Below are 12,057 nucleotides of genomic sequence, written 5' to 3'. Positions count from 1 at the left end.
TTCTAAATCAGGCGAACAGGTTCATTCCCCGTCCGCCTGTTTGTTAATTATTTTTCATCCCGTTTTTTACTTTATCGCCTGTTTGTCTCCATAGTCCCGGTCTGGTTCATTGGCATCTGGAATGTTTTTCATGGATAGAATGGTAACAAAGGAGACTGCCAGCATGCCCAGCATAATATAATAGGCCATATCCAACTTACCCATTTGATTGAATGTTCCCATGAATGTCAGTGCAAAAGCCATGGGAATTGCCTGAATGGACATGATCCACTTGTTAGCAGCCATGTACTGCCTGCGCCCGTAAACATAAGATGTGACGCAAGGATGCATGGTGGGTACGCCGCCTGTCATGCAAGCCACACCAAAGGCCCACACCGCCATCAGTGCTGTATTTCCACCCACAGGCATGACCGCCAGCGGGATGACTGCGAAGAGGAACAGCACATTCAGCACCAACGATGCCTTAATGGATCCCAGCTTGTCATCAATCCAACCAATCACGTAGCTCATGGGAATCCCTGAAGCCGCTCCAATGGACAACCACAATAATGCCTTGCTGACAAACAGGTTGGGGATATCATCAGGAGTGCTCAGACTGATGTACCGCACAGCCATATAAGACATCATTGCCGCGATAACAAACTGCAGAATTCCATAGGAAATAATGAGCTTCCATGCCCGGGATTCGGACAATAGCTGCTTCACCGTAATAGGCTCTTCTTTCTCATCAGATTCAGAATAAGGCGCATGGTCAATCCCATCAGGATGCAACCCCACCTCTTCAGGCGTGTCTTTGATTCCAAAAGCAGTGACTAATGCCAACACAACCAAAACACCTGCAATCATATTATAGGTGTTCAATCCATAATTGCTTACCAGCGATGTCAACAGACCGATCCCTACCACAGACATTAAAGGACTGCCTGCAGTAATCACACCCATCACACGCCCACGATACTTAATAAACCAATTTGCCGCCAGCATAAACCCGCCCATTTGAAGAGGCACCACCAGTACGCGAATGAGGAATAAGCTAATGGCGTAGATGGTGTAGTTTTGCCCTGCTGCTGCAATTCCCACGCAGCCAAGTGCCATCACGATGATACTGGGCACCAGAATTTTTCGAACCCCGTATTTCACAAACGCGGCCCCAATCACCAGATAAAGGCCAATGGTAACAATAGCTCCCATGGTTACAGGGTTGGTAATAGTCAAATCATCCCATCCATAGGTGGACTGAAGATATGGCGTCAGAATATTCAGATGATCATTCTGTAAACCAGAATAAAAAAACATGAACAAAACTCCGATAAACATAAACGTGATGCTGTACCTGGCAAATAATTTGTTTTTAAACATGGCAAACCTCCTATATGATTGTGTCATTGATTAAAAAACAAATGCCCGCTATCACATGCTGATTGATTAATTAAATTCATCAGAGTCCATAAAATCCACTGCACTGTAGCCCGCTATTCTCCCGCTGTTGACAGCAAAACTCATGGTATTGCCGGGAAGGAAGAAGCAATAACTGTCACCATAGATATTGCAGGCGTCCGTACCACTGGCATACAATCCAGGAATTTTAATTCCCTTTGCATCCAGCACTTCCATATTGTCATTGGTTTTCACACCGCCCAGGCTTCCATACCCTGCTGGATAGTGCCTTGCAACATAGTATTTTCCTCCCTTCAAAGGTTTCATATATTTGTGCTTCTTAAAGAACATATCATCGGACTCAGCGCAGCCCTTGTTATAATCTTCAATGGTCTGTTGCAAATTCTCGAGATGTATCCCCGTCACTTCGCACAACTCATCCAGTGAGTCAACTGCAAAAACATGTCGCTGGTGTTTCTGGTCTTTATTGTGAAGTTCTGAAAGTCCTCCCGCTTCAATCCCCTCGCCCTTTAAATAGCTCTCCAGCTCTTTATCCCATTTTTCAACGGTTTTGACATTATGATGCACTGTCACATAATCCAGGCCGGTTTTTCGGTATGTTTCCAGAATACTGTCATCAATAATGGTGAATGCAGCTTTTTCACGCTGAAGCGAAATGGCATTTCCTGTGTACACGGTATTATTCATGATTTCCTCATTAATGAATCGATGACCGTCCAGATTTACCATCAAGTTTGGCTGGCGCATGGTTTCACTAATGGTTTTGAACACGTCAGTCACACCTGGCGTGGTGAATGTCAGTTCCATGGTGGGTTCTGTTTTACCGGCGCCCACCTCCCACAGCATGTTCAGCCCTTCACCCTGTACTCCCGGAATCCGAAAAGAGTGGAGATCACTTCCCCATTCATAACCCAGCATTTCTCTGATCATTTTGGGATTATCGCCAAATCCGCCTGTGGCAACAATGACAGCATTACACTCAGCAGTCTTTGTAACCCCATCTTCACCCACCAGCTCCACACCAGTCACAAAGCCATCATCATCTTTCAGAATCTGGGTCGCTTTGGTGTTATACATAATTTCCACCCCAAGTTCTTCTGCTCTTTCTGTAAGCGCTCTGAACATGTTGGAGGCCGCTCTTTCTGCTGGCGCATTACTGCCCTGGGTTTTCACCACATGCCATGTTTGGGTGGACTTTTCAAAATACTTGTAAGCTCCCAAAAACTCAACACCCATGGTTTCAATCCAGTCAATGGTATCACTTGACTGCTCAATGTACTTTCTGACCAGTCTTGCATCTACCCGCCAGTGCGTATAGTTCATTAACAGATTGAAGGCATCTTCTTTTGTGAAATCCACCAGCTGGGCCTTCTGATATTTTGATTCCACTGCGAAAATACCCATTCCCATGTTGGCTGCACCCCCAGTGGTGCTCCCTTTTTCCAGAAGAATGACACTGGCATCTTTTTCTGCAGCTGCTACCGCTGCCGTGATTCCTGATGCACCACCGCCAATGATGATCACATCTGCTTCCAGTACATTGCTCATTTTTTAACCCCTTTCATGCTTCAGATTTAATCACGTCGTTTGCCCTTCACGATGCGGTTCTCTGCTTCACTCCCTTCTTCTTCGCCGTCGTTTACCATCACCTTCGCCAGGCGCATTTCCAAAACTGCCGACAGGAACCAGTGTTTCAGGTACTTTCGGTTTCAGTGGACCGGCTTTCTTAATGGCTCCCACCGGGCATATGAAAATGCAGGCCAGTGTCTTACTGCATTTTACTGGGTCAATGATATGAATTAAGTCTCTCCCCCCTGTAATGGCTCCTTCCGGACACTTTGCAATGCATTGTCCACAACCAGTGCAGGTACTTGGATCGACGTAAATGGTAAAGGAACCTTTGCAAACCAGATTAGTACATCGCTTTCTTCGAATATGCAGATCCCATTCATCATGGGTTTGCGCTATCACTTCCAGACAGATCGCTGCGCCTGAACTGGCCATTTCACAGCCGGCATGGTCTCTGATTAACTCCAGAAGGTCTGTCAGCAAAGTATAATCATCGCTTTCAGCCTTTCCTTCAATGATGCTTTTTGTAATTTCAAAAACCTGCCATGTTCCTTCCCGGCAAAGCACACACTGCCCGCAAGACGTTTCCTTTGCCTGTTTCATGATTGTCATGCAGTAGTTCACAGGACACGCACCCGATGTCAGCCCCTGCCACGGCTCAAATGTCGCATAACTTTGTGTGCACATCATTCAGACACCACCTTTACGGTCTTGAACTGAGGATCAACCCAATACTTCACTTTTTGCAGATCAACACGCAGATCACACTGCAAGCACCGAAGTGTTTCGCTGCAGGCATCTTCCTGATGTTGAAAACAACTGATCCTTTCAAGTTGTCCGAAGTTTTGACATGTACCGATGGACGGGTTGTTTTTTTCCCGCTGAAAGAGTTCTTCATCAATGGATCCGTCACCACCCAGATACCTGTCAATCCCCATGGCTGCACAGCGTCCCGATGCAACGGCTTCAACCACTGATTTTGTGCCGTAGACCACATCGCCTGCTGCAAAAACACCGGGTTGGCTGGTCATCATCTGCTGATTAATCTTTATGGTTCCATTCCCGGCCAAATCAACACCACTGTCTGCCGGAAAATCCGGCTGTTGCCCTGTTGCAAAGATAAGCATATCTGTTTCCAGCTCTCTTTCAGATCCTTCAATAATTTCCATTTCCAATCCTTTTTCTGTAAAGGCAAAGCTGCTGATACTCACCACTGCAATGGAAGCAACGGTACTTCCTTCATCCTTTATTTCTGCAATGGATTGACTGTTGAGAATTTCAACACCTTCATAATGGCCCATTTCGATTTCTTCCGCATCAGCCATCATGGCTTCCCTTGCTTCCATGCACACGACTCGAACCTTCTTAACACCCATTTTTTTAGCGGTTCTCGCGCAGTCAAAGGCCACATTACCGCCACCATAAACCGTCACCACATCTCCCATTTCAGGCAACGTACCTTCAATAGCCTTACGGCAGAAATCGACAGCATCCATTGCATTATTCCATTGCTGCCGATAGGCGGGAGGACGTTTTCCCTGACTGGCACCAACCGCCACCAGAACAGCATCAAATTTGTTTTCCTGCAATTTTTTGATCGATTTGATTTGACTTCCGGTATGAAGCGTAATCCCTTCCTGAAGAAGAATGTTGATTTCATCATTGACCACCGATTGGGGAAGGCGGTATTTGGGGATTCCATAGGAAAGCATTCCCCCAGCCATGGGTTGTTTTTCAAAAACCTCCACCAGATGACCTTTTTTTGCCAGGTAGTAGGCAGCCGTCAGACCTGCTGCTCCACCACCCATCACCGCCACCTTTTTGCCGCTGTTGGCAGATCGTTTAACATGTTTTTGCCAGCTCATTGTCTGATCGTTCTTAATAGCGAATTTTTTGGTTTCGCGAATGGCAATGGACTCATTTAAGTGGGAACGTTTGCAACTTGCCTCGCAAACATGAGAGCAGATATATCCCAGCGAGAGAGGGAAAGTCAGCTTTTCTCTGATCACAGCCGCCGCCTCTGAATAGCGCTTTTCATTGACCAAGCGAATATACAGGGGGATGTCTGTATGTGCGGGACACTCATTTTTGCAGGGCACCAGTGTCATCTGCCTTGGACCTGTTGCCGGAAAAATCCCTGGAATATCCTGAATCGCCCCTGTGGGACACACTTCAACGCAGGCACCGCAAAAGCGACAATCGGTCTCCATCAGAGGTCTGTCATCTTTTGTGCCAATGTAGGTTTCGCCATTTTTTTTGTTGATGGTAAGCGCGCCGATCCCCCTCACTTCTTCACAAACCTTGACACACCGCCCACACTGGATACACCGGTGCATTTCCTTTTTAATCAACCTGTCAGAAACCTGTATATTTGTATTTTCCTTCTCGATTTCCCTCAGCCTTGAATGGGCCACTCCCATGTACTGAAGGAGTGCCTGCAGTTCGCAGTGAAGGTATTTATCGCAAGAGGTACAGTCTTTCGGATGGCTGGCCAGAAGAAGTTCAAGAGCTGTCATTCTAAGTCTTTTTACACTATCTGAATGGGTATTGATGACCATACCATCCTTGACAAGGGTTTCACATGATTGCACAATTTGATCTGTTCCGACAATTTCAACTGCACAAAGCTTGCAGTTTCCCGAAGGGGTCAAATCTGGATGATAACAGAGATGTGGAATGTAAATGCCTGCATCCAGCGCTGCCTGGAGCACTGACTGTCCTTCTTCAGCTTGGATGCAGTAACCATCAATTTGAAGATTCTGCTTACTCATTACTCACTCTCCTTAAGCGTATTTGAGGTTTGACTATTTTTCTTAAACCTCAATCTTAACACAAGGATAAACCCGACGACACTCATTCCTGCAACGGCTAAAAAGGCTGTTTCATAACTGCCGCTGGCCGAACGGATTCTCGCTGCCATCTGAGGACCAATCAAGCCGGCCATGCCATAGGCAATGTATAGAAATGAATAATTAACTGACAGATGCTTCATCCCAAAGTTATCTGCACAAACCGGAGAAAACATGGATGCAAAGCCACCATAGCAGGCACTGATGGAGAGCAAGGCGATAACAAATATTAACCCAGTGGTTTGAGATAGTATGAGCATAGCACCACCAATAACAGCAAATAATAGCAAAATCACGTTGTACCTGCCCAGACGATCAGATACAAACCCGAAAATCAAACGCCCCAGTGCATTAAATGCGGAAAAGATTCCTACCAGCACCGCCGCCTGTTCTGCTGTAAAGGATAGAATCTCCTGCATCATTCCCGATGCATGACCGGTGATCATCAGACCTGCAGTGGCGCCCAGTGTCAGGGATACCAATATCATATAAAAATTAACTGTTTGCAGCATTTCCTTCCAGGTGTAGTCTTTTGCCGTAACATTATTCGCACCAGATCCGCGTTTCGAGTCCAGAGTTGATTTGAAATTTGCGGGAATACCGCGGATAATGAAAGAAACCGGCACCATGATGACCGCAAATATCCCAGCTAAGAGACCGAAAACCGACAGCACCCCAAATCGATTCATGAAAAAGGTGGCAATGGGCGCCCATAAAACGGCACCACTTCCGTAGGCACTGGCCAACAATCCGGAGGCCATTCCCGTTTTATCGGGAAAAAGACCGGTGGCGTATGCCATTAATGCCGGATACAGCATGGCAATACCAATACCAACCACAATCCCGTAAACGATATATAAATATCCGATGGAGGAGGTAAACATCGTAGCCAAAATTCCCAGTATATAGATGCTCATGCCCACACGAAGATACTTCTGAACGCCCCAGATTTTCTGAAATCGACTTAAGAAAACGGGAGCCAGGGTGGAGATCATTACCTGAACGGTGAATGTGATTGATATGGTTTCCAATGCCCACTCAAAGTTTTCCATCAGTGGTTTTTGAAAAACGCTCCATGCATATCCAATCCCCGAACACAGGGCTAGGAGCATTGCCGCCATCATATAGCGCCATCTTTTGCTTTCAAAGTTCATCTCATTCGCCTAACCTTCCATTTGAATAATGCAGGCAGCACCCATGCCGCCACCAATGCACATAGTAACCAATCCATAGGCCTCCTGTTGATATTTCAGACAGTTCATCACTTTTCCCAACAGAATGGTGCCTGTTGCTCCCAGCGGGTGTCCCAGTGCCAACGCCCCGCCCCGGGGGTTTACATTGGCAGGATTCATTCCCAGTTCCTTCATGGTGGCAATTGCCTGGGATGCAAAGGCTTCGTTCAACTCAATCACTTTCATCTCTTTCAGTGACAGTCCTGATTTCTTCATTACTGCTTTTACGGCAGGTACTGGCCCCATGCCCATTAATGCGGGATCCAGGCCGGCAACAGCGAAGGAGACAAATGAAGCAATGGGTTTAATGTTCAAAGATTGGGCTTTCGTTTCTGACATAAGAACAACAAATGCGGCACCATCACTGCGTTGTGATGAAGTGGCCGCTGTCACCCTGCCATTTTCCTTAAAGCAAGGTTTTAGAACTGCCAATGATTCCATTGCCGTCTCTTTTCGACAGCCTTCATCGACAGAAAAAACAAAAGCCTGCCCTTCCCCGTCGTAACCAGTAACAGGAATGATTTCATCCACAAACAACCCGTCTTCCACCGCCTGAGAGGCTTTTTGGTGACTGTCGACAGCCATGGCTTCCATTGCTTCGCGGGTAATCCCATATTTTTCTGCAACGTTTTCAGCCGTGATTCCCATAGGCATGTAAATATCTGTGTTATCCATCAACCATTGATTTAAATAAGATTGATCTGCAGAAAGCACTGGAGCGCTCATTGATTCAACTCCACCGGCCACCACCACATCCTGTAAACCACTCATGATCATGGAAGCTCCCATGGCTGCAGACTGAATTCCAGAAGCACAAAATCTGTTAACGGTTTGGGCTGATACAGTCTCGGGCAACCCTGCCCTGATGACAATGTTTCGTGCGGGATTAAGTCCCATTTTTCCCTCCGGTATAGCACACCCCACAATAACATCATCTATTTCCAAAGGATCAAGCACCGACACCTTCTTCAGAACACCCTTAAGTACTTCTGCACCATAATCCACAGGATTCGCCTTGGAAAGTGATCCTTTGGAGGCCTTTCCGATGGGTGAGCGCCCATGGGCAACGATAACACATTTTTCCATTTCAAAACCTCTTTTCTCAGTTGCATATTTATATTATTTGGTTGATCACCATGAATGATTCCGTTAGAATGAAATCAGCGGTACTTATGAAAGGATGATTGTCATGAACTTAGAAACGTTGCAATACTTTCTATACATTGCCAAGTATAAGAACATTACTAAAGCGGCGAAACATTTTTATATCAGCCAGTCAACCCTCAGCCGCAATATCATGGCTCTTGAAGAAGAATTGAAAGCAAGACTCTTTGAGCGTCATCATAAACAGCTGGAATTGACAGAAGCTGGGAAAGTCTTTGAACAAGAATGCGCCCTGCTGATGAAACATATGGAAATCATCCTGCACAATGTTCAAGTTGCAGATCAAGGAAACACCGGCGTCTTGCGGATTACCTCTCCTGGCAATCTGTGCCAGACGCTTTCAGATTCACTCACGCTGTTCCATCAGGAACATCCGTCCATTGAACTCATTGTTGAAACCTACGACTTTAATGAGATCCCTTCAGCCGTCCAATATAATCTTTATCAGATCGGATTCACCTACGATTTTGCCGCTGCAGGCTACGATGATCTGGAACGCATTTCCATCGGAGCTGACGATTTTGCCATTGTTGTGTCTTCGTCTCTCTTTCCCAAACCCACCCCAAAATCCATCTCCGGAATTGTTGAATCATTGCCATTGATCCTACCTTCTCACATTGAACCACCTTTTATGAAACTAATGATTCATGAACTTCAATCTTATTCGGGCATCCGAAAAATCACGCCTACGTATGTGAATAATACTGATTCGGCAATGTTAAAAGCATCTCTGGGTCTTGGCTATAGTATCGTGCCCATTTCTCTGACGAAGTCAACAAGTGGCGAAGGAGGCATTGCCTACATTCCTTTGGAAGACTTCTCTGCCAAAAGCACTATTGTCATGCTCTACAAAAAAGAGTTTGCTTCCGAACTGGTATTGAGTTACGTGGACACTGTCAAATCTCTTTGTGCAGAAAGCAGCTGCACTTTCCAGTAGCCTTTACCCGCTCAACATATTGCACAATAAGATTGAGTGTAGCTTTTCAGTCATACTGGCACTTCTTGAAGTGAGCACAATGGGAACGTCTGCCCCTACAAGGCACCCTGCCAGTATGTTTTCCGGGTCAACATTCCAGATTTTACTCATCACATTTCCGGTCACCATTTGCGGCACCAGCAGCATATCCACTTCTCCCGCATAAGGCGAAGCGTATCCCTTGATGGCTGCCGATTCCTTTCTGGTGGCCAGATCAAAAGAAATGGGACCCATAATGACAGCCTTGCCAAAGACACCTGCTTCGGCCATCTTTTGGAGCTTCTCTGCTTCAATGGTTTCGGGCATTTTTTCTGATACGGTTTCAACAGCGCAAAGGGCCCCCACCACTGGTATTTCATAACCCAGCTTTTTCAAGCTTTGAATGCCCAGCTCAACAATTTGTTTTTTTTCATCCAATGTGGGATGTGGAATTACCGCGCAATCGCTCATGGCCAGCAGTTTGTGGTATCCTTTGATTTGCATCAGCCCAAAGTGGGTCATAAATCCACTCTTATTCAATCCCGTCTCTTTGTTGAGAACTGGCTTCAGAAGATCTCTTGTCTCTAACCTCCCCTTGATGATGAAATCTCCCTGACCTTCCCGCACCAACTTCACAGCCATTGCCGAAGGATTACTGCCGGCATCACAGTGAATCAATGTCTGCAGTTGATCCTGAAAACCCAAATCCCGCACCATTTTCTCAACAGCGTTCTGATCACCCACCAGCACCGGGTGAACGAACCCTTTTTTCTGGGCCAGAAATACGGCTTCAAGCACATGCTCATCGTCTGCACCGGCCACCACCGCTCTTGATGGGGCTTTTTTCATGTTTAATTTAGCCTCAATGAGTGCATGATAGTCTTTGTACATGTCATCACCCTCTATCGCTTTAGTCCAAGAATTTCCCTGGCTTCATTGGGTTTTGCCGGCATTTTGCCAAATTCTGTTACAGCACGCACTGCTCGTTCCACCAGCATGACATTGGTGGCCAGCTGGCCTTTACTGTAATAGACATTGTCTTCCAGCCCAACTCTCAAGTGGCCCCCCAGTGCCAAAGTGGCATACATAATGGGCATATGCTGCTTACCCAGTCCAAAGGCAGACCAGGTGGAATCCTTCGGCAGCATTTCAAAAAGGTACTGTAAATTTTTAACAGTGGCTTCCATGCCGCCCAACACGCCAAGCACAAACTGATAGTGGCCGGGAGCATCAATCACGCCTTTTTTGACATAATAATTAACAATATTCATAAATCCTGAATCAAAAATCTCCAGTTCCGGCTTAACACCCAGTTCTTTCATTTTTTTACCAAGAGGTTCCAGAAACTGGGGTGAATTATCAAAGATTCCGAAAGGCATCCAGTTGAACGATCCGGCATCGAAGGAAGCCAATTCCGGCTTCACATAATCCAAGTGAGCCATTCTATCTTCATAGCTGGCCCGGTTATCGCCAGAAGTGGTGCAGTTGATCACCACATCGCATCCGGGCTTTCCTTTTATCAACTCGATGGTTTTTTTGAACTTCTCCTTGTCCATGGTGCCAAGCCCGGCTTCATCACGCATGTGAAGATGCACCACTGCAGCACCGGCTTTCCAGCATTGGTAAGCATCTTCTGCAATTTCTTCGGGCGTCAGGGGAATATGGGGATTCATTTCTTTTGGCGTCATCGCACCGGTCAGCGCCGCTGTGATGATCACTTTTTGATCAAGTAACATGATAAACCTCCTTTTTCTTTAGGCGAGAAAATTGGGATTTTGAATGATCTCTTCGATGGAACTGTATCCCTTGGGATAATAGATATAGGGATGCACTGCTTCTTCACCATTAAGAACTCTTAACGCTCCCGCCGCCAAGGCTTCCATTTCCCGCTCTCCCGGAATGACTGATACTGGAGCAATGAAAGACACTTTCTCTTTGATCCAGTTCGTCAACAGTTCGCTATGGGCAATGCCCCCGGTGATGATGATTTGGTCCACTTTTCCTTCCCGGGTTACCGCTAATGCTCCAATGCTTTTGGCAACCCCATATGCCATTGCCTTCAGAACCAGTTCTGCCTGTTCATCACCTGCCTCCATCATTGCGACCACATCTCGTACATCCTGGGTATCGAAATAGGCCACCAATCCAGACTGGCCACACAAGTACATGCGTACTTCCTGAAGAGTTTTTCCTGAGGCGAATTGCTCATAGCAAAAATTGGCCATGTACCTGGTGGGGATGGCTCCTGCCCTTTGGGGAGACATGGGCCCTTCATCATCATAGACCCAGTCAGCAATGCGTCCATGGTCATGAAACCCGAGGGTGATGCCGCCGCCCAGCTGCACAATAATGAGGTTCAGGTCTTTGTATTGTTTGCCTACTGATTCTGCGTATGTAATTCCAGCCATTTTGGTGTTTAATAAATGGGCGATGGGCATGTTGATGATTTCTGGGATGCCTGTGACTTTTGCAATGGGGTCTGCTGAATCAACACAGGTGGGATCATAAATAATCACCGGCACATCCAGTCCCTTCACCAACTGATGGGCTATCAGGCAGGAAAGTGTCGATGCATGCTGGGCTTCAGGAGCATAGGTCACCGAAGCAATCATCAAGTCATTCACTTCATATGCGCCGTCATAGGGTACTGATGGAATGGTTCCAGCTCTTGAAACAACCATGTGAAATTCTGCCGGATTCAAACTGTTTTCCCGAAGAAACTCCTGCACCTGTTGTGTTCTATAGTCACGCTGATCCAGCACTTTTGGCATTTTTTTCAGCTGTTCTGCGGTGATATCCAGGGAAACTTTTTTGATCATTTTGTCATCTTCAAAATACGCCACTTTTGTGGAGGTTGAACCACAGTTGATAGCAAAAATCCTCTTCATTC

General features: G+C 46.4%; 10 protein-coding genes. 1 reads left to right on the top strand and 9 read right to left on the bottom strand.

The window, feature by feature from the left end:
- Positions 1-66: 66 nt before the first annotated feature.
- The 6 genes from QOL74_RS02920 to QOL74_RS02895 form a co-directional block, all read right to left on the bottom strand.
- Positions 67-1,359, bottom strand: coding sequence for an MFS transporter (locus QOL74_RS02920; protein ID WP_283407943.1), 1,293 nt, complete (start codon positions 1,357-1,359; stop codon positions 67-69).
- A 66-nt stretch (positions 1,360-1,425) separates the two neighbouring features.
- A complete protein-coding gene (locus tag QOL74_RS02915; protein WP_283407942.1) occupies positions 1,426-2,946 on the bottom strand; it encodes an FAD-dependent oxidoreductase in 1,521 nt (506 codons plus the stop codon).
- Between the two features lie 66 nt (positions 2,947-3,012).
- The gene (locus QOL74_RS02910) at positions 3,013-3,657 is read right to left on the bottom strand and encodes an NADH-ubiquinone oxidoreductase-F iron-sulfur binding region domain-containing protein (protein ID WP_283407941.1); all 645 of its coding nucleotides are present in this window, start codon (positions 3,655-3,657) and stop codon (positions 3,013-3,015) included.
- Positions 3,654-5,738, bottom strand: coding sequence for an FAD-dependent oxidoreductase (locus tag QOL74_RS02905; RefSeq protein WP_283407940.1), 2,085 nt, complete (start codon positions 5,736-5,738; stop codon positions 3,654-3,656). Before QOL74_RS02905 ends, QOL74_RS02910 begins: the two co-directional genes overlap by 4 nt.
- Positions 5,738-6,970 (bottom strand): L-lactate MFS transporter, encoded by a 1,233-nt coding sequence (locus QOL74_RS02900; RefSeq protein ID WP_283407939.1) that lies wholly within the window; start codon positions 6,968-6,970, stop codon positions 5,738-5,740. Before QOL74_RS02900 ends, QOL74_RS02905 begins: the two co-directional genes overlap by 1 nt.
- A gap of 9 nt (positions 6,971-6,979) precedes the next feature.
- Positions 6,980-8,134 carry a thiolase family protein gene (locus tag QOL74_RS02895; RefSeq protein ID WP_283407938.1) on the bottom strand — a complete coding sequence of 385 codons (1,155 nt, stop codon included), beginning with the start codon at positions 8,132-8,134 and terminating at the stop codon, positions 6,980-6,982.
- Between the two features lie 103 nt (positions 8,135-8,237).
- On the opposite strand from QOL74_RS02895, the gene QOL74_RS02890 reads away from it, so the two are divergent.
- Entirely contained in the window at positions 8,238-9,149 is a 912-nt protein-coding gene (locus tag QOL74_RS02890) for a LysR family transcriptional regulator (RefSeq protein ID WP_283407937.1), read from the top strand.
- A gap of 3 nt (positions 9,150-9,152) precedes the next feature.
- Here the strand turns inward: QOL74_RS02890 and QOL74_RS02885 are convergent, their stop codons facing one another.
- Genes QOL74_RS02885 through buk form a run of 3 tightly spaced genes read right to left on the bottom strand, consistent with a single transcriptional unit; the run spans position 9,153 to position 12,055 of the window.
- Entirely contained in the window at positions 9,153-10,058 is a 906-nt protein-coding gene (locus QOL74_RS02885) for a phosphate acyltransferase (RefSeq protein ID WP_283407936.1), read from the bottom strand.
- Positions 10,059-10,069: 11 nt separating this feature from the next.
- A complete protein-coding gene (locus QOL74_RS02880) occupies positions 10,070-10,903 on the bottom strand; it encodes a beta-keto acid cleavage family enzyme (protein WP_283407935.1) in 834 nt (277 codons plus the stop codon).
- A gap of 18 nt (positions 10,904-10,921) precedes the next feature.
- The gene (gene buk, locus QOL74_RS02875; RefSeq protein WP_283407934.1) at positions 10,922-12,055 is read right to left on the bottom strand and encodes a butyrate kinase; all 1,134 of its coding nucleotides are present in this window, start codon (positions 12,053-12,055) and stop codon (positions 10,922-10,924) included.
- Between the last annotated feature and the right edge of the window lie 2 nt (positions 12,056-12,057).

It is taken from the genome of Anoxynatronum buryatiense (genome assembly GCF_900182905.1).
Lineage (GTDB): Bacteria > Bacillota > Clostridia > Peptostreptococcales > Tindalliaceae > Anoxynatronum > Anoxynatronum buryatiense.
This window is presented reverse-complemented; position numbering and strand designations above follow the sequence as displayed.

Coding starts and splice junctions, on each gene's coding strand:
- QOL74_RS02920 (WP_283407943.1), bottom strand. CDS start 1,359: ATGTTTAAAAACAAATTATTTGCCAGGTACAGCATCACGTTTATGTTT.
- QOL74_RS02915 (WP_283407942.1), bottom strand. CDS start 2,946: ATGAGCAATGTACTGGAAGCAGATGTGATCATCATTGGCGGTGGTGCA.
- QOL74_RS02910 (WP_283407941.1), bottom strand. CDS start 3,657: ATGATGTGCACACAAAGTTATGCGACATTTGAGCCGTGGCAGGGGCTG.
- QOL74_RS02905 (WP_283407940.1), bottom strand. CDS start 5,738: ATGAGTAAGCAGAATCTTCAAATTGATGGTTACTGCATCCAAGCTGAA.
- QOL74_RS02900 (WP_283407939.1), bottom strand. CDS start 6,970: ATGAACTTTGAAAGCAAAAGATGGCGCTATATGATGGCGGCAATGCTC.
- QOL74_RS02895 (WP_283407938.1), bottom strand. CDS start 8,134: ATGGAAAAATGTGTTATCGTTGCCCATGGGCGCTCACCCATCGGAAAG.
- QOL74_RS02890 (WP_283407937.1), top strand. CDS start 8,238: ATGAACTTAGAAACGTTGCAATACTTTCTATACATTGCCAAGTATAAG.
- QOL74_RS02885 (WP_283407936.1), bottom strand. CDS start 10,058: ATGTACAAAGACTATCATGCACTCATTGAGGCTAAATTAAACATGAAA.
- QOL74_RS02880 (WP_283407935.1), bottom strand. CDS start 10,903: ATGTTACTTGATCAAAAAGTGATCATCACAGCGGCGCTGACCGGTGCG.
- buk (WP_283407934.1), bottom strand. CDS start 12,055: ATGAAGAGGATTTTTGCTATCAACTGTGGTTCAACCTCCACAAAAGTG.